General features: G+C 67.1%; 19 protein-coding genes and 1 tRNA gene. 10 read left to right on the top strand and 10 right to left on the bottom strand.

What is annotated here, in order from left to right:
• The first annotated feature begins 4 nt into the window (after window positions 1–4).
• The 6 genes from AL755_RS01020 to AL755_RS00995 all read left to right on the top strand — a co-directional run bounded on the left by AL755_RS01020 (window position 5) and on the right by AL755_RS00995 (window position 7,842).
• Window positions 5–793, top strand: coding sequence for a DeoR/GlpR family DNA-binding transcription regulator (locus AL755_RS01020; RefSeq protein WP_054009333.1), 789 nt, complete (start codon window positions 5–7; stop codon window positions 791–793).
• Window positions 790–1,758 carry a 1-phosphofructokinase family hexose kinase gene (locus AL755_RS01015; RefSeq protein ID WP_054009332.1) on the top strand — a complete coding sequence of 323 codons (969 nt, stop codon included), beginning with the start codon at window positions 790–792 and terminating at the stop codon, window positions 1,756–1,758. Before AL755_RS01020 ends, AL755_RS01015 begins: the two co-directional genes overlap by 4 nt.
• Entirely contained in the window at window positions 1,755–3,872 is a 2,118-nt protein-coding gene (locus AL755_RS01010; protein WP_054009331.1) for a PTS fructose transporter subunit IIABC, read from the top strand. The genes AL755_RS01015 and AL755_RS01010 overlap by 4 nt, the downstream gene beginning before the upstream one ends.
• Window positions 3,873–3,903: 31 nt before the next feature.
• Window positions 3,904–5,625 carry a putative PEP-binding protein gene (locus AL755_RS01005; protein WP_054009330.1) on the top strand — a complete coding sequence of 574 codons (1,722 nt, stop codon included), beginning with the start codon at window positions 3,904–3,906 and terminating at the stop codon, window positions 5,623–5,625.
• A gap of 110 nt (window positions 5,626–5,735) precedes the next feature.
• A complete protein-coding gene (locus tag AL755_RS01000) occupies window positions 5,736–6,011 on the top strand; it encodes an HPr family phosphocarrier protein (protein ID WP_054009329.1) in 276 nt (91 codons plus the stop codon).
• 211 nt (window positions 6,012–6,222) lie between these two features.
• Window positions 6,223–7,842 carry an MFS transporter gene (locus tag AL755_RS00995; protein ID WP_054009328.1) on the top strand — a complete coding sequence of 540 codons (1,620 nt, stop codon included), beginning with the start codon at window positions 6,223–6,225 and terminating at the stop codon, window positions 7,840–7,842.
• 23 nt (window positions 7,843–7,865) lie between these two features.
• Here AL755_RS00995 and AL755_RS00990 read toward each other — a convergent pair whose 3' ends face one another.
• The 6 genes from AL755_RS00990 to AL755_RS00965 all read right to left on the bottom strand — a co-directional run bounded on the left by AL755_RS00990 (window position 7,866) and on the right by AL755_RS00965 (window position 12,391).
• Window positions 7,866–8,471, bottom strand: a complete 606-nt coding sequence (locus AL755_RS00990; protein ID WP_054009327.1) for a hypothetical protein — start codon at window positions 8,469–8,471, stop codon at window positions 7,866–7,868.
• Between the two features lie 240 nt (window positions 8,472–8,711).
• Window positions 8,712–9,473 carry an SDR family NAD(P)-dependent oxidoreductase gene (locus AL755_RS00985; RefSeq protein WP_054009326.1) on the bottom strand — a complete coding sequence of 254 codons (762 nt, stop codon included), beginning with the start codon at window positions 9,471–9,473 and terminating at the stop codon, window positions 8,712–8,714.
• Window positions 9,474–9,809 carry a GNAT family N-acetyltransferase gene (locus AL755_RS00980; RefSeq protein ID WP_054009325.1) on the bottom strand — a complete coding sequence of 112 codons (336 nt, stop codon included), beginning with the start codon at window positions 9,807–9,809 and terminating at the stop codon, window positions 9,474–9,476.
• A 42-nt stretch (window positions 9,810–9,851) separates the two neighbouring features.
• Complete coding sequence (locus tag AL755_RS00975) at window positions 9,852–10,694, bottom strand: hydroxymethylpyrimidine/phosphomethylpyrimidine kinase (RefSeq protein ID WP_054009324.1); 843 nt, start codon at window positions 10,692–10,694, stop codon at window positions 9,852–9,854.
• Window positions 10,695–10,753: 59 nt separating this feature from the next.
• Window positions 10,754–12,142: a CAP domain-containing protein gene (locus tag AL755_RS00970; protein WP_054009323.1), complete on the bottom strand. Its 1,389-nt coding sequence runs from the start codon at window positions 12,140–12,142 to the stop codon at window positions 10,754–10,756.
• A 176-nt stretch (window positions 12,143–12,318) separates the two neighbouring features.
• A tRNA-Lys gene (locus tag AL755_RS00965) sits at window positions 12,319–12,391 on the bottom strand.
• Between the two features lie 237 nt (window positions 12,392–12,628).
• On the opposite strand from AL755_RS00965, the gene AL755_RS00960 reads away from it, so the two are divergent.
• The 4 genes from AL755_RS00960 to AL755_RS00945 all read left to right on the top strand — a co-directional run bounded on the left by AL755_RS00960 (window position 12,629) and on the right by AL755_RS00945 (window position 16,241).
• Window positions 12,629–13,276 (top strand): hypothetical protein, encoded by a 648-nt coding sequence (locus AL755_RS00960; protein WP_054009322.1) that lies wholly within the window; start codon window positions 12,629–12,631, stop codon window positions 13,274–13,276.
• A 221-nt stretch (window positions 13,277–13,497) separates the two neighbouring features.
• Window positions 13,498–14,115: a DUF47 domain-containing protein gene (locus AL755_RS00955; RefSeq protein ID WP_054009321.1), complete on the top strand. Its 618-nt coding sequence runs from the start codon at window positions 13,498–13,500 to the stop codon at window positions 14,113–14,115.
• Between the two features lie 5 nt (window positions 14,116–14,120).
• Entirely contained in the window at window positions 14,121–15,128 is a 1,008-nt protein-coding gene (locus AL755_RS00950; protein WP_082368851.1) for an inorganic phosphate transporter, read from the top strand.
• 165 nt (window positions 15,129–15,293) lie between these two features.
• Complete coding sequence (locus AL755_RS00945) at window positions 15,294–16,241, top strand: endonuclease domain-containing protein (RefSeq protein WP_054009319.1); 948 nt, start codon at window positions 15,294–15,296, stop codon at window positions 16,239–16,241.
• A gap of 66 nt (window positions 16,242–16,307) precedes the next feature.
• Here AL755_RS00945 and AL755_RS00940 read toward each other — a convergent pair whose 3' ends face one another.
• From AL755_RS00940 to pstC, 4 genes are all read right to left on the bottom strand, one after another.
• Window positions 16,308–17,420 carry a hypothetical protein gene (locus AL755_RS00940; RefSeq protein WP_054009318.1) on the bottom strand — a complete coding sequence of 371 codons (1,113 nt, stop codon included), beginning with the start codon at window positions 17,418–17,420 and terminating at the stop codon, window positions 16,308–16,310.
• Between the two features lie 144 nt (window positions 17,421–17,564).
• Complete coding sequence (gene pstB, locus AL755_RS00935; protein WP_054009317.1) at window positions 17,565–18,344, bottom strand: phosphate ABC transporter ATP-binding protein PstB; 780 nt, start codon at window positions 18,342–18,344, stop codon at window positions 17,565–17,567.
• A 23-nt stretch (window positions 18,345–18,367) separates the two neighbouring features.
• On the bottom strand, window positions 18,368–19,477 hold the full coding sequence (pstA, locus tag AL755_RS00930; protein ID WP_054009316.1) for a phosphate ABC transporter permease PstA: 1,110 nt from the start codon (window positions 19,475–19,477) through the stop codon (window positions 18,368–18,370).
• Window positions 19,474–20,406 carry a phosphate ABC transporter permease subunit PstC gene (pstC, locus tag AL755_RS00925; RefSeq protein ID WP_054009315.1) on the bottom strand — a complete coding sequence of 311 codons (933 nt, stop codon included), beginning with the start codon at window positions 20,404–20,406 and terminating at the stop codon, window positions 19,474–19,476. The genes pstA and pstC overlap by 4 nt, the downstream gene beginning before the upstream one ends.
• Between the last annotated feature and the right edge of the window lie 19 nt (window positions 20,407–20,425).

Below are 20,425 nucleotides of genomic sequence, written 5' to 3'. Positions count from 1 at the left end.
CACCATGTTTGCAGAGGAACGGCACCAGCGCATTGCCGAACTCGTCGGTGACCAGGGGCGCGTGGGCGTCAACGAACTGGCCGATCTCTTTTCCATCACCCAGGAAACCGTCCGCCGCGACCTGGCCACCCTGGAAGGCGAACGCATCCTGCGCCGCGTCCACGGCGGCGCCGTCGCCCTGGACAAGCTCAGCCGTTCCGAGCCCAGCCTCAGCGAACGCTCCGGCCGCCGGCTCGACGAGAAGCAGCGCATCGCCGCGGCCGCCATGGCCCTGATCCCGCACGCGCAGACGGTCTCGATCCTGCTCGACGCCGGCACCACCACGGCCGCCCTGGCCGACCAACTGGCCGACTGGGCGCCCGCCAAGGACGGCGACGAGCTGATGGCGATCACCAACTCGCTGCCCATCGCCACCTCGCTGAGCACCAACTCGAACCTGCTCCTGGACATCCTGGGCGGCCGGGTGCGCGGCCTCACCAGTGCAGTGGTCGGCGCCCGCGCCACCGAACAGCTCGGCGCCCTCCGCCCCGACATCGCATTCCTCGGCACCAACGGCATCCACGCCGACTTCGGTCTGAGCACCCCGGATCCCGTGGAGGCCGCCACCAAGACCGCCATGGTCCGCGCCGCCCGCCAAGTGGTGATCCTGGCCGACGCATCCAAGCTCGGGGCGGAAACCCTTGTCCGCTTCGCCACCCTCGAGGAGATCGACACCTTGATAACCAGCACCGAACCCGCACCCGATCTGGCCGCCGCCTTGGCCGCCGCCGGCGTCGACGTGGTGATCGCATGATCCTCACCCTGACCCCCAACCCCAGCCTTGACCGGACCATCGAACTCGAGGACGCCCTGGTTCGCGGCGAGGTCCAGCGCGCCGTTGCCGTCTCCACCCATCCCGGTGGAAAAGGCGTGAACATCGTCCGCGCCCTGGCCGCCTCCGGCGTCGAGGCCCTGGCGCTGTTGCCCGGCGACGCCGCCGACGCCGTGGTCCGCGCCCTTGACGTGGAGAGCATCCCGCACGTGTCGCTGCCCATCGGTGCGGCCCTGCGCAGCAACGTCGCCATCACCGAACCCGACGGCACCACCACCAAGGTCAACGAACCTGGCCCGGTCCTCACGGCCGCCCAGCTTGCCGGCTTGCTGGAGCTCGCCGTGGAAAAGTCCGACGGCGCCGCCTGGCTGGTGCTGGCCGGCTCACTCCCGCCGGGCGCACCCGCCGACTTTTATGCCCAGGTGATTGCCGCGGTGCGCACCCGTCACGGCGCCAGCGCTCCGCGGATCGCCGTGGATTCCTCCGGCACCCCGCTGGCCGCCTGCATCACCGCCGGCCCCGACCTCCTCAAGCCCAACGCCGAGGAACTTGCCGAACTGACAGGCATCGGCACCGGGACCTCCCTGGAAGCCGACCCCGATTTGGCCGCGAGCGCCGCACAAACGCTCGTGGACCGCGGAGTGGGTGCCGTCCTGGCAACCCTTGGCTCCCAGGGCGCCGTGCTGGTCACGGCCTCCGGACGCTGGCTGGCCAACGGGCCCGTCATCGCAGCCAAAAGCACCGTCGGCGCAGGGGATTCCTCCCTCGCCGGATATCTGCTGAGCACGCTTCGGGGCGATCTGCCCGAAGCCTGCCTGCAGCAAGCAGTGGCCCATGGGGCGGCCGCCGCTTCCCTCCCCGGAACCATGGTTCCGGCCCTGCACCAAACCAACCCCGACGCCGTCGTCGTAACGGCCCTGGACGCACGTCTTGGAGAACTCTCATGACCACTCTCATCACCACCGACCTGGTCGTCCTGGACACCTACCTCGGTGCCGACACTTCCTCGGTGATCCGTCACCTGGCCGGCGTCATCGCCGCTACCGGCCGCGCCACCGGAGCCGAGGGCCTCTACGCCGACGCCCTGGCCCGCGAGCAAAAGACGTCCACGGGCGTCCCGGGCGGGATCGCGATCCCGCACTGCCGCTCGGAGTCCGTGCTGGAGCCGACCCTCGCCATGGCGCGCCTGAACCCCGCCGTCGACTTCGGCGCCAAGGACGGCCCCGCGGACATCATCTTCTTCATCGCGGCCCCGGCCGGCGCCGACAACGAGCACCTCAAACTGCTCTCCAGGCTGGCCCGCTCCCTCATCAAGAAGGACTTCACGGCCGCCCTGCGCGCCGCAAAGACGCCCGCGGAGATCGTCGCCCTCGTCGAAGAAGCACTCGCGGACAAGCCGGCGGCACAGTCGCCGGCCTCAGCAACTGCTGCGCCGCTGGGTGAAGTCCCGCCCGCTTCGCGGGCGCCCGAAGCCGCTCCCGGACTTCACCCAGCGGCTTCGCAGTTGCCGGGCGGGGCGACGGCGACCGCCGGTCGTCCGCTGCGGCTCGTTGCCGTGACGGCTTGCCCTACCGGGATTGCGCACACTTACATGGCCGCCGATTCGCTCGTGGAAGCCGCGCGTGAAGCCGGCATTGACCTGCAGGTCGAGACGCAGGGCTCGGGAGCGGTGACTCCGCTGGACCCGGCCGTGATTGCCGCCGCCGACGCCGTGATCTTCGCCGTCGACGTGGACGTGCGCGGCAAGGAACGCTTTGCCGGCAAGCCCTTGGTCAATTCGCCCGTCAAGCGGGGCATTGACGAGCCGGCCAAGATGATCCAGGAGGCCGTTGCGGCCGCCGGGGATCCGAACGCGCACCGCGTGCCCCACTTTGGCGCCGAGGAGACTGCGGAACACCAGGCCGAGTCGTCGAACGAGCACCTGGGCACCAAGACCAAAAAAGTGCTGTTGACCGGTGTCAGCTACATGATCCCGTTCGTGGCCGGTGGCGGCCTGCTGATCGCGCTGGGCTTCCTATTGGGCGGCTTCGAGATTGCCGGTGCCGCCGGCAAAATCCTCGCTAACAACAGCCTTGGCAACTTGCCCACCGAATATCCCGCGCACGCGCTCGGACCGCTCGGGGCGTACCTGGGCGCCGTGGCGTTCCAAATCGGCCAGCTCTCCATGAGTTTCCTGGTCCCCGCACTGGCCGGCTACATTGCCTTCGGCATTGCCGACCGACCCGGCATCGCGCCCGGTTTCACGGCCGGGGCCGTGGCCGTCTTTATGGGCGCCGGCTTCCTGGGTGGCCTGGTGGGCGGCCTGCTGGCCGGCCTGGCCGCGTACTGGATCGGCACCTGGCGGGTGCCGCGCTGGCTGCGCGGGCTCATGCCGGTGGTCATCATCCCGCTACTGGGTTCCATCATCGCCTCCGGAGCCATGCTCCTGCTCCTCGGCGCACCCATCGCCGCGCTTTCCAACGGCCTGAACCATTGGCTGACGGGGATGTCCGGCGCCTCCGCCGTCGTACTCGGCGTGATCCTTGGCCTCATGATGTGCTTCGACCTGGGCGGTCCCGTCAACAAGGTCGCCTACGCATTCGCCGTGGCAGGGCTGGGCACGGGCTCCGCACTCAACCACGCCCCGTGGGAAATCATGGCGACCGTCATGGCCGCCGGCATGGTGCCCCCGCTGGCCATGGCCCTGGCCACCGTGGTCGACAAGAAGCGTTTCTCCCTGGCTGAGCGTGAAAACGGCAAGGCGGCCTGGCTGCTGGGTGCGTCGTTCATCTCCGAGGGCGCCATCCCGTTCGCCGCGGCCGATCCGCTGCGCGTCATCCCGGCCACCATGCTGGGCGGCGCCGTCACCGGTGCCATGACCATGGCCTTCCACGTCACCTCGCAGGCACCCCACGGCGGAATCTTCGTGTTCTTCGCGATCGGCAACTTCGGAATGTTCGCACTGGCGATCCTGGTGGGCATGGTGATTTCCGCCTTCACCGTCGTGGCGCTCAAACGCTGGGCCGTCCGCAAGCCCGTTGATACTGTTGGCGCACAACAACTCGTCAGCCAAAACAGCTAGCCCGCGAACCATGACTTTCAAAGGAACCCTGATGCAAAGCTATGTTGGAGTCGGTGTCACCCCGGGCCGGGTCGTGGGCCCCGTGCGGATCATGCCGCCGGCCCTGAGCGCACCGCCCTCCGGCGAACGGCTGCCCGCCGCCGACGGTTCGGGCACGACGCCGGCCGAGGCTGCCGCCGCCAGCCTGAAGGCCGCCGCAGCCCAGGTCAAGGCGGAGCTGCAGGAGCGGGCCGGCCGGGCCACCGGTGACGGCAAGGCCGTGCTGGAGGCGACCGCGCTGATGTCCACCGACCCCATGCTGATCAAGGCCGCCGTGAAGCTCATCAACGCCGGCTCCTCCGCGCAGCGCGCCATCTGGGACGCCGGCAACGACGTGGCAGCCATGCTCATCAGCCTGGGCGGGTACATGGCCGAACGTTCCCACGATGTCCTGGACGTGCGCTCCCGCATTGTTGCGGCGCTGCGCGGTGTGCCGGCCCCCGTGATCCCGGATGCGGACGTTCCGTTCATCCTGGTTGCCGAGGACCTGGCCCCGGCCGACACCGCAACGCTTGACCCGACCAAGGTGATCGCCCTGGTAACCGCCGGCGGCGGACCGCAGTCCCACACCGCCATCATTGCCCGCAACCTGGGCCTGCCGGCCGTCGTGGCCGCCGCCGGGGTGCTGGAACTAGCCGACGACGACGTCGTTTACGTCGACGGCGCCGGCGGTACCATCACCACCGATCCCGGCGAGCCGGAGCTGGCCGCCGCCGCGAAGTGGCGTGAGCAGGCTTCCCTGCTCAGCGCGTTCGACGGCGCCGGGCAGCTTGCCGACGGCACCCGCCTCGACCTGCTGGCCAATGTGGGCGGTGCCAAGGATGCCGTGGCCGCGGCCGCAGCGAATGCCCAGGGCGTGGGCCTGCTGCGCACCGAGTTCTGCTTCCTGGGGCACGACACCGAGCCCGGCCACGACGAACAGGTGGCCGCCTACAAGGGCGTCTTTGACGCATTCCCCGGCAAGAAGGTGGTGGTGCGAACGCTCGACGCCGGCGCCGACAAGCCGTTGCCGTTCCTGACCGATTCCACCGAGCCCAACCCGGCGCTGGGCGTGCGCGGCTACCGCACCGACACCACCTCCCCCGGCGTCCTGGCCCGGCAGCTCGCGGCCATTGCCGACGCCGCCGGACAAGCCAGCGCCGACGTGTGGGTCATGGCGCCCATGATCTCCACGGCCGCGGAGGCCGCCGACTTCGCCGCGCTTTGCGGTGCGGCCGGGCTGAAAACTCCCGGCGTCATGGTGGAGGTTCCATCCGCAGCGCTAACGTCCCGGCACCTGCTGGACCGGGTGGAATTCGTCAGCCTCGGCACCAACGACCTCACCCAGTACGCCATGGCGGCGGACCGCCAGCTGGGCCCGCTGGCCACGCTCAACGATCCCTGGCAGCCGGCCGTCCTGACCCTCGTCCAGGCCACCGTTGACGGGGCGGCCGCGCAGGCCGCCGCTGCCGGCAATGGCGCGGCCTGCAAGCCCGTGGGAGTGTGTGGCGAGGCGGCCGCGGACCCGGCCCTTGCCGTCGTCCTGGCCGGGCTGGGCGTAAGTTCCCTGTCCATGACGGCCCGGGCCATCCCGGCCGTCAGCACCGTGCTGCGTTCCGTCACCCCGGAGCTGGCCCGCCGCCTGGCCACCCGGGCCGTTGCGGCCGCCTCCGCCACCGAAGCCCGTGAGCTGGTGCGGGCCGAGTTGCCCGTCCTGGCCGAGCTGGGCCTCTAACCACCGGTGATCGAGCTTGTCGAGATCCGGGTTTCGACAGGCTCGGGTTTCGACAAGCTCAACCACCGCCCCCCAACCAACAATTTCAGCCAAACCGTAAGGAGCTCATCATGAGTGAACGTACCGCCACCATTGCCAGCCGCGTGGGACTCCACGCCCGCCCCGCCGCCATCTTCGCCGAGGCTGCCGGAGACCTTGGCCTCGAGGTGACCATCGCCCGTTTGGGCGAGCCCGCCGAGGACGCCCTGGACGCGTCAAGCATGCTTTCGATCATGGGCCTGGGTGCCGAGCACGGCGAGGTCGTGGTGCTCCGCGCCGAGGGCCCCGGCGCCGACGACGCACTGGAGACCCTGGTGCGCATTTTGGAGACCGACCACGACGCCTAAACGGCACCAAGCACCACACCCAAATTAATTAGCTTCGCTGTGCCAAATAACCCTTGAGGGCCGCAAAATCCGCGGATTTTCAAGGGTTTTTTGGTACGTGACGGGAGTCTCCAATGGGCCTTGAATTAGTCCATCTGTTAGAATTTATAGTCTGCCCGTAGCGATGCAGCAGAAAGTCGCAAGCAAATGACCTCCGTAAGGGGATGTACAAATGCCCAAAGACCGAAGCACGATTCAACCGGAAACAGGTGTTAAGGACACCGCAGAACGACCGCAGGCCCGGCCCAAATTGCCCCGCCTGCCACAACTCAAACGACGGCGGCTTGCCGTGGATGACGTCAACGTCGTCAACAAGCCCATGCTGAGAAAAGCAATCGGCGGAACCATCGTCGGCAACACCATGGAATGGTACGACGTCGGCGTGTTCGGCTACCTCATCACCACGATGGGACCCGTCTTCCTGCCGGAGGCCGACAAGAGCGTCCAGACCTTGTTCCTACTTGGAACCTTTGCAGCCACCTTCCTGGCCCGCCCCCTGGGTGGCGTGGTCTTTGGCTGGCTGGGTGACAAGGTCGGCCGGCAAAAGGTGCTGGCCGCGACGCTGATGATCATGGCGGCATCGACATTCGCCGTGGGCCTGCTGCCCGGCTACACACAGATCGGCATTTGGGCTGCTGCCCTGCTGGTACTGCTGAAGCTGGTCCAGGGGTTCTCCACGGGTGGCGAATATGCCGGTGCCACGACGTTTGTCAGTGAATACGCGCCCGATAAGCGCCGCGGCTACTTTGCCAGCTTCCTGGACATGGGCAGCTACCTGGGCTTCGCGCTCGGTGCGGCCCTGGTCTCGGTGCTCCAACTGACCCTTGGCCAAGCGGCCATGGAGGAGTGGGGCTGGCGCATCCCGTTCCTGGTGGCCGGTCCACTGGGCCTGATCGCCATCTACTTCCGCAGCAAGATCGAGGAATCTCCGCAATTCCAGGCAGCCCTGGATGCGCAGGCCGATTCGGCCAAGACCGCCGTCGCCTCCGACGAGGACACGGCCAGCGGGCCCATCCGGCTCGTGAAGGTCTACTGGCGCCAGATTGTGCTGGCCATGGTCCTGGTGGCCGCCGCCAACACGGTGGGCTACGCGCTGACCTCGTACATGCCCACGTACCTGACCGAATCCAAGGGCTACGACGAACTCCACGGCACCCTGCTGACCATCCCCGTGCTGGTCATCATGGCCGCCTGCATCCCCTTGACGGGGCGGCTCTCCGACAAGATTGGCCGCCGGCCGGTCCTCTGGGTGGGCGCGTTGAGCACCGTGGCGTTCTCGATACCGGCGTTCCTGCTGATCGGCGTCGGCAATGTCTGGACCACGCTGGCCGGGCTTGCCCTGGTCGCCTTCCCGGTGACGTTCTACGTTGCCAACCTGGCGTCGTCACTTCCGGCACTGTTCCCGACGTCCAGCCGTTACGGCGGCATGGGCATCGCGTACAACTTCTCGGTGGCGATCTTTGGCGGAACCACGCCGTTCATCATCGAGGGCCTGATCAATCTCACCAACAATGACATGATGCCGGCCTATTACCTGATGCTCACCTCGCTCATCGGCGCCGTGGCGATCTTCTTCCTGCGGGAATCGGCGCAAAAGCCGTTGCCGGGCTCCATGCCCAGCGTCGACACCTTGGCCGAGGCGCGCGAACTTGTCGCCACCCAGGACGACAACCCGCTCCTGGACATGGACCACATGCCCTTCGACGACACCTATGAGCCGCCGACGCCGGGTAGCGGCATCCCCGTGACCGTGGGCCTGCCGGAGGCCCGCGAACTGGATCCGGTGCCCTAAACACCGGGCCCAACCTCATGGCCCTAGGCCCCGCGGACCGCCTCGGCAATTTCAGCGTAGATCGTGACGTTGCCGTGGCGGCCGCCGGACCGGGCAGGATGGCCCGGAACCCGCACGGGGCGGTAGTGGTGGCCAAACGGGTCCCGCACCCGCGCATGCTCCAAGGAGTCACGGGCGCCCAGCCGGGCGTCGACGTCGCGCAATGTCACGGGGTGCGTTTCCGTGCCGTTCATCAGCAGCTGCCATTCCACGGCTTCCAACGCGTTTTCCAGATACAGGGTTTCAAACAGGCAGGCCAGCAGGGTGTCCCGGCCTGCCGGGTAGAACCGACGCAGCGGGTAATGTGCAGGATTGTCCCGCTGGGCCCGCAGCCAGGCCTGGCGCAACCAGGAAAAGTCAACGGGCCCCAGACCGGTGGACATGGCCAGTTTGCGCTCCGCATCCAGCACCAGCCGGAATCCGCCGCCGTCGCGGCCCACGATGCAGATGGCCTCGGCCGTGTATTCAAAGTCGGCCAGCAGCGCCGCCTCCGAGGGGTAGAACGTGAATTCCCCGGCGTCGTCCACGGCCACGAACCCGCCGGCACCCGCCACCGATTCGGCAACAAGCTGCTGTGTCCGGTTTTCCATTGCTTCCATGCTTCGCGTCACTCCCATGAAGGATGGGCTGGCGGTTCCTTGTGACCGTCATGTCCCTCACTTCAATGGGAGCACCGCACGGACCGACCGGAGGCGTTTTTAACGCCTTCCATACGGCGAACGGCCCAATCCTGACGCCCCGTTGACCCGGCAGAGGCGTTGAGAGCCCAGATAATCCTGGGATTATCTGGGCTCTCAACAGTTCTCGACAGTCTCGATCGCCGGGCCCAACTACCGGCCGCGGTTGCCGGCGGCCGCAGCCAGTTTGTCCGGGACCAGCCGGCTCAGCGCAATCAGCGTGGAATACCGCCTGGACGGGATGGACACGGCACGGCCGGCGGCGTTGTGGGCCAGCCCCTCCCTGACCACCTGGGCCGGTTTCAACCACATCCAGGTGGGGATGCGGCCCAGGTCGGCGCCCATGCGCTGGTGGAATTCCGTGCGAACAAACCCCGGGCAGACGGCCGTCACGGAAACTCCGCGCGAACCGTAGCGCAGATTGGCGAAGCGGCTGAAGTTGATGACCCAGGCCTTCGCCGCCCCATACGATCCACGGGGTATGAACCCGGCGACGCTCGCCACGTTGATGATGCGGCCCTCCCCGCGCTCCAGCATGGGTCCGAGTGCCGCGTGCATCAGTTCCATGGGGGTCGTGGCAAGGATTCGCAGCTGCCGGGATTCGTCGTCGAGCGTGCTTTCCTCAAAGGGTGTCACGAGCCCGAACCCGGCATTGTTGACCAGCAGGGAAACCGGCCGCCCGGCATCGGCGAGCCGGGCACCCACGGCGGCCACGCCGTCGTCCGTCAACAGATCGGCGGGCAGCACTTCGACGTCGACGCCGAAGTCCTGCTGCAACCGCGCCGCCTTGGCGTGAAGCCGGGACGCGTCGCGGGCCACCAACACCAGGTCATAGTGGGACTTGGCCAGCTGCTGGGCAAACTCGGCGCCCAGGCCGGCGGTGGCGCCTGTGACCAGCGCGATGGGGCGACCCACCTACAGCCCGTCCGGAAGGTCCGTGTACTGCGTGTAGAGCTCGGGATGTTTCTCCACGAACCGGGCCACATAGGGGCAATGGGGGATGATGCGCTTGCCGGAGGCCACCACGTCGTCAAGGGCGTAGCGGACCAACACCTTGGCCAGCCCGCGGCCCTCGAAGCCGGGCTGCGTCTCGGTGTGGATGAGGTCGATGTGCCCGGGAAGGTCATGGAAGACGATGACCACCGCCAACCGGCCGGCCTCGTGCAGTTCGTACCTGTGATGTGCATCGTTGCGCGTCATGGCCACATCGGCCTCAAATGCGTCGCCGCGCCCTTCGGTTTCCTCGCTCATAAGGCGAGCTTGGCACAATGCCACGGTGCTGGCAACAGCTTGTTAGCGCCCGGCGCCACCCTGCCACAGGGCCGTGAACGGGGCGCCGGAAACCACGCGGTTCCTGATGCCCTCGGTGACAAACGCCTTGGCCGTCCTGGCCGCCTCCAACGGGGTGGCGCCCTTGGCCAGCTCGGCCGTCACGGCCGCTGCCAGCGAGCAGCCGGCACCCGAAACCGCCACCTCGCCCACCTTGGGGGCAGAGAGGATTTCCAGCGTCTCACCGTCAAAGAAGACGTCGACGGCGTCCGCACCCTCCAGCCGGACCCCACCCTTGGCGAGGACGGCGGCGCCGCTGATCTCGTGGATCTTGCGGGCCGCGGCCACCAGATCGTCCACATTGTTGATGGTCAGGCCGGAGAGGGATTCGGCCTCGAAGTGGTTGGGCGTGACAAAGGTGGCCAGCGGCAGGATCTGGGCCTTGAGCGCCTGGTCGGTGTCCAGCGCGTGGCCGGGCTCCTGGCCCTTGCAGATCAGCACCGGATCCAGCACCACGTTCGTGAACGCGGCGTCCTTGAGCGCGGTTTCCACTGTGCCGATCGTGGCCGGGCTGCCCAGCATGCCGATCTTCACGGTCTCCAGGACGGTGGGCGCGCCGGACGCCTTGCCGTAGGCCGCCGTCGTCGCTTCAAGCTGGTCGGCGATGACCTGCTGGTCCACGGGCACGAAGCGGTGGTTCCAGTTGTCCTTGGGGTCGAAGGAGACGATGCAGGTCAGGTTCACGATCCCGAACACGCCAAGTTCCTGGAACGTCTTCAGGTCCGCCTGCGCACCGGCCCCTCCCGTCGCCTCGGAACCGGCAATGGTCAGGGCAAGGGCGGGGGCGCTAATCGCTGAGGAAGTCATGGAACCATCTTGCCATCCGGGTGCCGGGTGCGCCGAAGCGGACACCCGGCCGGACGGGCCTAGTCGCTGCTTGCGGCCACCGAGTAGGCGGACCAGCCGTTGCCGATTTTCTCGGCCGGCTTCCAGCTGCCGGCGCCCATGCCGTAGTACAGCAAGGTGCCGTCGGTCCGCTTGGCCACGATCCCGCGGGCGCCGGCGCCCTTGAGGCCGTGCGCGGGCGTCAGGGTCATCCCGACCCAGCCGCTGCCGACCAGGGTGCGTGCGCCGGCAAAACCGTTGCTGCCCGTACCCTTGTACAGGTACAGCTTGCCGTCGGCGGCGCGGGCCAGCAGGTCGTTGGTCCCGTTGCCGTCAAAGTCGATCTGGACGATCGTGAGCGGACCCCAGCCCGAGCCGATCACCACCTTGGCGCCGAAGGACCTGCCGTCCACATTGGGGTAGTACAGGAGCTTGCCGCCGGCGTCCTTGGCCACGACGGAGGGGAACTTGTTTGCCTTGTTCCATTTGCCAACGGTGACGGCCAGGCCCTGCCAGCCGCGCCCAATCACCACGGGAGCCGCCAGTGTGCCGGTACGGTTGCCGAAGCGGATGCTCAAGTCCCCGTTGTTTCCCTGGGTCAGCAGGTCCATGATGCCGTCCTGGTTCCAGTCGACGACGAACGTTGCGGTGTTCGCATTCCAGCCGGTGGCCAGTTGCTTGCGATTGCCAAGGGTCGGCGAGCCGTAGTTCCACAGCACGCCGGCGCCGTCCCTGGCCACCAGGTTTCCGGCCTTGATGGCGGGCCCGGCCGGGGTATTGACCTGGTCCTGCCACTCCTGCACGGTCGCGTAGCTTGGCGACGGGTTCACCTTGTAAGCGGCAAAGTTCACCGTCCCGTACATGGTGTAACGCGTCGGGGTGGCGGCCGGCACCCCGTTGGTGAAAGCGATCCCGATGCCCACGGTGGTATATGCCGGATCGGACATGATGGCGTTGTGCGGTTTCGAGTCGATCCACTGTTGTACCAGGCCCGCCCCGCTGCGGTCCCACCGGGCGGCAATGATCTCGCCGGCGTTCGTCCAGCCCGCCGGGTATCCCTTGAAGTAGTTCGGGTTGTGCGAAAAGTTCGCGTTGGCCCCCATGGTGTCGGACCAGCCCTGGGACACCTGCGCGATCGCGGGGGTGAACTTGACCGGCGCCAGCTTCTTGGACGCCCGGAACTTGTTGATCCCGGTCAGCACCTCCGCGAGCTGGGCGATGTTGCTGTCCTTGATGAGGTCCGACGCCGCTGCGGGCGCCACTGCCGCTGCTGCTGTCCCGGCGGCTGCAATTCCGGGCAGTGCGTTTGTTGCCGGTGCGTTTGTTGCCGGTGCGTTTGTTGTCAGGGCGTTTCCGGGGGCGGCGACCCCTGCGGTCACGGCCACAGTTAGGGCCAGGGCCCCGGCCAGGCGGGCGATTACTTTGTGCACGTGCGTTCCATTCCGGCCACAACCGCGGCCACCGTCGCGTGAACCCGCCAGGTGCCTCTGCGCACCGGACGGCCGTGAGCCAAGGGGCGCCGGAGCACCCGCTGACCAAAGTGAAGATCCTAAGGAAAGAGCCCCGGACCTCAAGTGTTGCTTGAAATCCGGGGCTCTTCGGTCGGTGGGCCCTATGGGGCTCGAACCCATGACCCACGGATTAAAAGTCCGATGCTCTACCAACTGAGCTAAAGGCCCGACCTAGCGACAACCCTCCGCGGGAAAAGATCCAGCACGGAAAAGTTATCGGACATTACACTACCCCACGGCACGGCCCGGATTGCAATTTAAGCCCGGATCGGCGCGGAAAAATGGCTCCGCCACAGCCCGCCCGCCGCCACACGCCGCACCGCGGACGGGCGCCGTCGTGCGTGGTTGCGCGCCCCGCACTCCCGCAGTCTCGACCACGCCCTGCAGCAGGCGTAGTGTCATGTCATGAACCACGTACCAGGCAACAGCGTCCCCCGACCGCACAAGCCGCTGCCCTTTGCGCCAGTGGACTTTGAGCCGTTCGCCGGTGGGACCGATCCCGCCCGCGTTTCCGAGGCCGCGCACCTTGCCGCCCGCGCCCTCGTGAACAGCGGCCGGGAGAGCAATGACCCCGAAATTACCAAGCGCCTCGTCAAGCTTGCCGACAAACAAGGCCTTGAGGCGATAGCCGAAATGTGGGCCGCGAGCCCCGCCCGATCCCTGCCCGGAGCGCTGTGGCGGCTGTATGCCCTGCGTGCCGCCACCATCCAGGACCCGGAGGGCATCAGCGTGTTCTTCCGCGCCGGCCAGCACAAGGCCCAGGTGGCGAACGCGGTGGCCGGGGTGGCCGAGCCGCCCGGCGCCGACGAGATCACCACGATGGCCGACGCCATCCTGTCGGGGGCGTTCGACGGCGACTTTGACGTTGCGCTGGAACGCTCGGCCGCGTTTTGCCGCGTGGTGGCCCTGGGCCAGGCCCTCGTGGCGAACGATCGCGACTCCGCCCACCCCGAGCATGCCGCGGCGCTGACCAAGAAGGCCCACCAGCTGGTGCGCACGGCCGAGGACCTCGAGGGCGCGGCGGCATCCTGGCGCAAGGGTGAACTGGACTAGAAAACGGCGGCATATTTGTGACTCCCGCCACCTGTCCAAAGCGCGGTTCGCGGGCTCCGGTTGACAGCGGGGACGCAACGTAGAACACTGAAAGTGGTGTCGAACTGCGGAACCCCCGGGCTCCATTTTTTAGCCGCTTTGAGCGGCCCTGTGCCGAGAGGCGCTCCCGGTTCGACACCACTTTTATGCCCTGGATCCACCGAAACAAAGGTCTCCCCCACGTGAAGCTGCGATTCTTCCCTCAAGAGACTGCGGGACTGGATACCCTGGCCCGCATGGCAGAAAAAGTCCTGGCCGGCACGCACACCCTGGCCGAGCTTCTTGGGGCCCGGCGGGCCGACTTTGGGGACTTGGCCGAAACCATGCGCCAGCACGAGGCCGCGTCGACGGCCGAGTTCGCCACCCTGCTCACGCACATGCGCACCAGCTTCATCAATCCGCTCCCCCGCGAAGATCTGTACGCCCTGGGCCGGCTGCTCAACGAGACCAGCGAAATGCTCACGGGCGCCGCGGAACTGATCGAGCTGTACTCCCTTGAACGGATTCCGGCCCGTGCCGCGGACCAGTTGGAGATCCTCTCCCGCCAGGCCGAGCTGACCGCCGCCGCCATGAAGCGCCTCAACGACCTGGATTCACTGGAGGATTACTGGCTGGAGGTCCTGCGCCTGGCCAAACGGGCCGACCACACGCACAGGGTCCTGGTTGCCGAACTCCTGGAGGAACACAGCACCGGCAGCTTCATCAAGTACCGCACGGTCGCCGACCAATTTGCCGCGGCCAGCCGCCAGATGCGCTCGGTGTCCGCCCAGGTGGGCAGCCTTATCGTCAAGGAATCTTGAGCTTGGTGACGTTCCTGCTCGGCGCCGTGATCGTTGCCGCGGCGGCTTTCGCGTTCCTCAACGGCTTCCGCGACGTCTCCTCCGCCGTCGCACTTTCCGTGCGCACCCACGCCCTGACACCCACCGTCGCCGTGCTGCTGGCCGGGCTCTTCAACTGTCTCGGCGCACTCATAAGCGTTGCGCTGGTCTCCGTTTTTGCCAACCGCTTGTTCACCGTCCCGTCCGGGCGTACGGGGCTGTTGATGCTCCTTGCCGGGCTGGCCAGCGCCTGCCTGTGGGGCGTCTACCAATGGCGGCGCGGGTACCCGTCGTCGTCCACGCACGGGCTGATCAGCGGCCTGGTGGGCGCTTCCCTGGGTGCGACGCTGCTGGGACATCCGCCGTTGCAGGGCATCAACACCACGCTGCTGACCCTGGTGGTGCTGCCGCTGCTGATCTCCCCCGTGGTGGCGTTCGTGCTCGGCTACGTTGCCGTCTACCCCACCGCCTGGGCGTCCAGGAACACCGCCCCGAACCTGGTCAACCGGCGCACCCGGCAGCTGCAGTCGGTGGCCGGCGCGTCGGTCGCGTTTGGGCACGGGCTCCAGGACGGCCAGCGCACGACGGCGGTGGTCCTGTACGCGCTGCTGGCCGCCGGTGTCAGCGGGGCCGGGGAGCTGCCGGTGTGGGTGCCGATCTTCACGGCCGTTTTCCTGACCCTGGGCACCTTGTTCGGCGGCTGGCGGATCTCCTACACGCTGGGACAACGGCTGGTGCGGGTGGATCCGATGCGCGGTTTTGTGGCCCAATTCGTGGCGGCTGCCCTGCTGTTCGTGGGCGCCATCGGGCTGGCGTTGCCGCTATCCACCACGCACACGGTGACCTCGGCCATCGCCGGGGCCGGCCGGAACCAACGCTTCCCCATGATGAATCCGCGCTTCATGCGGCGCATCCTGGGCATGTGGGTGATCACTCCCTTTGCGTGCACTTTCCTCGGCGCCGTGTTCTACCTGGCGCTGTCGCCGCTGTCCTGAGCCGTTGAGGGCCCAGATAATCCGCCCCACCGACGCTGAGGGCCCAGATAATCCGCCCCACCGGGGTTGAGGGCCCAGATAATCCGCCGCATTGTCCGGATTATCTGGGCCCTCAAACTGTGGATAACTCGAATGCGTGCCGGATTGCCGGTCCAGACTTAAACCATGGACTCCGACTCATCACTTCCGCAGTTCCTCCGGGGCAGGTCCTTCACCCTGGCTGAATCGGACGCGTGCGGTGTCCCCCGACGGCAAACCACCGGCACGGGGATGCACACACCAAGCCGCGGCATCAGGGTCCCGTGGGACGTAGCGCAGGCCCTGCCGGAGCTGATCCGCCCCGTGCTTGAGGTGACTCCGGACGGCGTCGTCAGCCATGCGACGGCAGCGCTGCTTTGGGGCATCCCGCTGCCTCCGGGGCTTGCCGGCGACTTTGGCATCCACGTCAGCCGCGAAGCGTCGGCGAAATCGCCGCGGCGCAATGGCGTGTGCGGGCATCGCACCAAAATTTGTCCCGGGGACATTCGCTGGCTCCATGGGCTCGCCGTCACATCGCCCCTTCGAACGTGGCTGGACCTGGCTGCAGTCCTTACCCTCGACGACCTGGTCGCGGCGGGAGACTTCCTGGTCTGTGAACATGAGCGCAGCTTTGGGCCCAAACGCATCCCCCTGGTGCAGCTTGCGGATCTCAGGAACGCAGTCAGGGGTGAATTCCACCGTCGCGGGATTGTCCTGGCCAGGGAAGCTGCGACGTTGATACGCGTCGGAGTTGATTCGGCACCTGAATCGTTCTTGCGGCTCAGCCTGGAGCGGGCCGGAATCCCCGAGCTGACACTCAACTATGTGGTCAAGGACTGGAACGGGACGGACGCATCCTGGCCGGACCTTGCCTTGCCGGAGTGGAAAGTGGCGATCGAGTACGACGGCCGCCACCACCTAACAGCGAGGCAGCGGGCCATCGACAACGCGCGCGATGCCCTGATGGCGAGGCTCGGCTGGCGACAGTTGAGAATCACCAAGGCGATGTTGGATAACGACGGCGACAAGGCCGCCGTCGCGCTTGTCCGCGAAGCGCTCCGCGCCCAGGGCTGGACCCGGCAGATCAGCCGTTGAGGGCCCGGATAATCCGCCGCACCGGTTGTCGACAACGCGGGGATTATCTGGGCCCTCAACGGAGGCTCAGGCGTTCGCGGCCGCAATGACGTCCGCGTGCAGGCGCAGCAGGGGTGCCGTGCGTTCCGCGGGACCCCTGCCAAAACCGCACTCGGTGGCGATGCCCAACTCGGTGAGGCCGGCGTCGGCCAGTGCCGGCCGGGCAGCGGCCAGGCGGCGAAGCGCACCCTCCGTGCCATCTTCGTGGTGCACCAGGCCGAGGAAAAGCGAGGTTTCCGGGTGCAACGCGAGGCCGCGCAGGGGCGCAAAATACTGCGCATCGTCGCGCTCGATCGGGACCGGCAGGTGCAGGAACTCGATGGGGCGCGCCACTTTGGCCGCAAGGGCGTTGGCCACGGCGACCAGGTTGGCGGCGTCGGCGGGCTCCACGAAGTGCTTCTCGGCCACGTCGCCGTAGCAAAGGTGGAAGCCGAGCTGTACGGCGTCGGGCACCGACGCGGCCGCCTCGGCGGCAAGGGTGGCACATCCGGCGATGACCTCGTCGGTTGACGCCTGGGCGCCTTCGGCGAGGCCCGCCACGAACCAGGGGAAGGGCTTCGTGCCGCGCACGCCCACCTGTTCGATGTAGGAAAACTCGGTTGCCATGTCGATCTGGATGGCCAGGTCCGCTGCGGGAATGCCGGCGGCGATCTGGGCGATCTCGCGGCGGATCGCGGCCGCGTAGGCGGGGTACACGGCGGGCCGTTCGGCCGGGGTGACGTATACCGAAAGCGGCGCCAAAGGGGTGGGCACGCACACCTGGAAACGGGTTCCCGCCGCGATGACGCCGGCGTCGCGCAGGGCCTTGAAGTCCGCGTAGCTTGCCAGCGCCGCATCGGCGTAACCCAACGGTCCAAAGGCGAGTTCCGCGGCCGGAACACTGCCGTCGAGGGTCAGCGGCCGGACGTCGAAACCGGCGGCGACGATCGGGTCGATGGCGACGCGCTCCAGGCCGTCGACGGCGTCGAACGCGGCACCCTGGAAAAGGATCCAGTGGAAGCGTTCGCCAACCTCGCCGTCGGGTATCCGCGCAACATGGCCGCCCAGGTTGCCGGCCACGACGCGCAGGGTGTCCTCCGCGGTGGGCTGGTTGATGGATCCAACGAGGTGGGCGCCGCGCACGGCGGGAAGCGTAGTCATGATTTCAGCCTATGCGGCACCACAGTGGCCGACACAATGTTTCGGATGCCTTCGGAAATGCGCACGACACACCGGTGCGCGTTGCGCAGCCCCCGAGGGAGCGCAAGGTACGCCCGCGTGTCGTGCGCATGGAAAAAGGGTGGGTTATCCGAAGCGGCCGGAGACGTAGTCCTCGGTGGACTTCTGCGCCGGGTTGTTGAAGATCGTGGCGGTTTCGGCGAACTCGATGAGCTTGCCCGGCTTGCCCGTGCCGGCGATGTTGAAGAACGCCGTCTTGTCGGACACGCGGGCGGCCTGCTGCATGTTGTGGGTCACGATCACCACGGTGTATTCGTCCTTGAGCTCGTTGATGAGGTCCTCAATGGCGAGCGTGGAGATCGGGTCGAGGGCGGAGCAGGGCTCGTCCATCAGGATCACGTCGGGTGAGACGGCGATGGCGCGGGCGATGCACAGGCGCTGCTGCTGCCCGCCGGAGAGGCCGGATCCGGGCTTGCCAAGACGGTCCTTGACCTCGTTCCACAGGTTGGCGCCCTGCAGGGAGGATTCCACGAGGTCGTCGGCGTCGGACTTGGACATGCGGCGGCCGTTGAGCTTCACACCGGCCAGCACGTTGTCGCGGATGCTCATGGTGGGGAACGGGTTGGGCCGCTGGAACACCATGCCGATCTGGCTGCGCACCGTCACGGGGTCCACGCCGTCGCCGTACAGGTTGTCGCCGTCGAGCAGCACCTTGCCTTCGACGCGGGCGCCGGGGATGACCTCGTGCATCCGGTTCAGGGTGCGCAGGAACGTTGACTTGCCGCAACCGGACGGGCCGATGAAGGCGGTGACGGACTTCGCGTCAAGGGTGATGCTGACGTCTTCCACGGCCAGGAAGTCGCCGTAGTAGACGTTCAACTCGCTGACGTCGATGCGTTTAGACATGGGATTGATTCCGTTTCTTCGTTTTAGCGGCCGGTTTTTGGCGCGAACATGCGTGCCACCAGGCGGGCGCCGAGGTTCAGGAGCATGACCAGCAGGATCAGCAGCAGGGCCGCGGCCCAGGCGCGCTGGTTGGACGGGTCCGGGTTCGACGGCGACGTGGGCGACATGATCTGCGTGTAGATGAACGTGGGCAGTGACGCCATCCAGCCGGAGAACACGTTGTAGTTGATGGTCGTGGCAAAGCCGGCCGTCACGAGCAGCGGAGCCGTCTCGCCGATCACGCGGGCAATGGCCAGGGTGACGCCGGAGGCGATGCCGGAGATCGCCGTCGGAATGACGACCTTCAGGATGGTGCGCCATTTGCGGACACCGAGGGCGTAGGAGGCCTCGCGGAGTTCGTTGGGCACGATCTTGAGCATTTCCTCGCTGGAGCGCACCACCACGGGGATCATGAGCACCGAGAGGGCGACGGCGGCCACGAACCCGGTCTTCGTGCCGGGGCCCATGATCATGGCGAAGAACGCCGCGGCGAACAGGCCGGCCACGATCGAGGGGATGCCGGTCATGACGTCCACGAAGAACGTGATCAGTTTCGAGAGCCTGTTGCCGGCACCGTATTCAACCAGGTAGATGGAGGTCAGCAGGCCCACCGGCACCGAGATGATGGTGGCCCAGAGCGTGATCAGCACGGAGCCGATCAGTGCGTGGTAGGCGCCACCGAGCACCGGGGTGTGGTTTGTCGTGGCGGCGTTGTCCTGGATGCCCGTCACGCCGTTCATCGACGTGGACAGGAAGCCCGGCGACAGGAGGCCCGGAATGCCGTTGACCAGCACCGTCCAAATGACGGAGACCAGCGGCAGCAGCGCCACCAGGAAGGCACCCACCACGAGGGCGGAGGCGAGCTTGTCCACTGCCCGGCGGCGGCCTTCGACGACGGCGGCGCTCACCACGGTGCCAAGTGCGAACAGGATGGCCGAGAGGACACCCCAGCCGAAGGCGTTGAAGCCGATGAGTGACATCAGGGCGGCGGCGACCACGATTGCGGAGCCGGCCACCACATACGGGGTGTACTTGGGCAGGCGTCCGCGGGTCAGTGCGGAGCTTTTGCGTTCGCTCATGAGAGTGGACATCAGTTGGCTCCCGAGAATTCTTTGTGGCGGCTGATGATCCAGCGGGCCACCACGTTCACTACCAGGGTGATGAAGAACAGGACCAGGCCGGCGGCGATCAGCTCGTTCAGGCGCAGGCCGAAGGCCTCCGGGAAGTTAAGGGCAATTTCGGCGGCGACCGTCTGGTTGCCGGACCGGATGAGGCTGCCGATCAGCGGCCCCGAGGACAGTACCAGCGCCACGGCCATGGTTTCACCGAGGGCGCGGCCCAGGCCAAGCATGACGGCGCTGATGATGCCGCCGCGGGCGAACGGCAATACGGCCATGCGGATCATTTCCCAACGGGTGGCACCCAGCGCCAACGCCGCTTCCTGGTGCAGCATGGGGGCCTGCATGAAGATTTCACGCGACAGCGAGGCAATGATCGGCAGGACCATGACGGCCAGCACGATCCCGGCGGTCAGCATGGTTTTTGCGGTGGCGGAGGCCGGTCCGGCAAAAATCGGGATCCAACCCAGGTTGTCCGCAAGCCATTGGTACGGTTCCTTGAGTTGGCTGGCAAGGAACGTTGCACCCCAGGCGCCGTAGACAACCGACGGGATGGCGGCCAGGAGGTCCACCAGGTAACCGAGCCCGTGGGCCAGCTTGCGCGGTGCGTAGTGGGAGATGAACAAGGCCACCGCCACACCAATCGGGGTCGCAATGACCAGCGCGATGGCGGCCGCGATGAGCGTGCCGATCACGATCGGGAGGATGTAGGGGAAGAACCCGTTCCCTCCCGTCACGTCTGCCGGGTTCGCGGAGAACGCCGGCAGCGCCTGGACAAACAGGAACAATGCGACCGAAAAAAGAACTACGAGAATCAGGACGCCGGCGCCGAGCGCCGCGCCGGAGAAAACCTTATCTCCGGCGCGACCGGTGCCAACACCGCTGCTGAGCTTGGTGGTGGACAATCTCTACCCTTTGCTTGAC

This window comes from Arthrobacter sp. ERGS1:01, assembly GCF_001281315.1.
Taxonomy (GTDB): Bacteria; Actinomycetota; Actinomycetes; order Actinomycetales; family Micrococcaceae; genus Specibacter.
The sequence above is the reverse complement of the archived record's forward strand: the minus strand, read 5'-3'. Positions and strand labels throughout refer to the sequence as shown.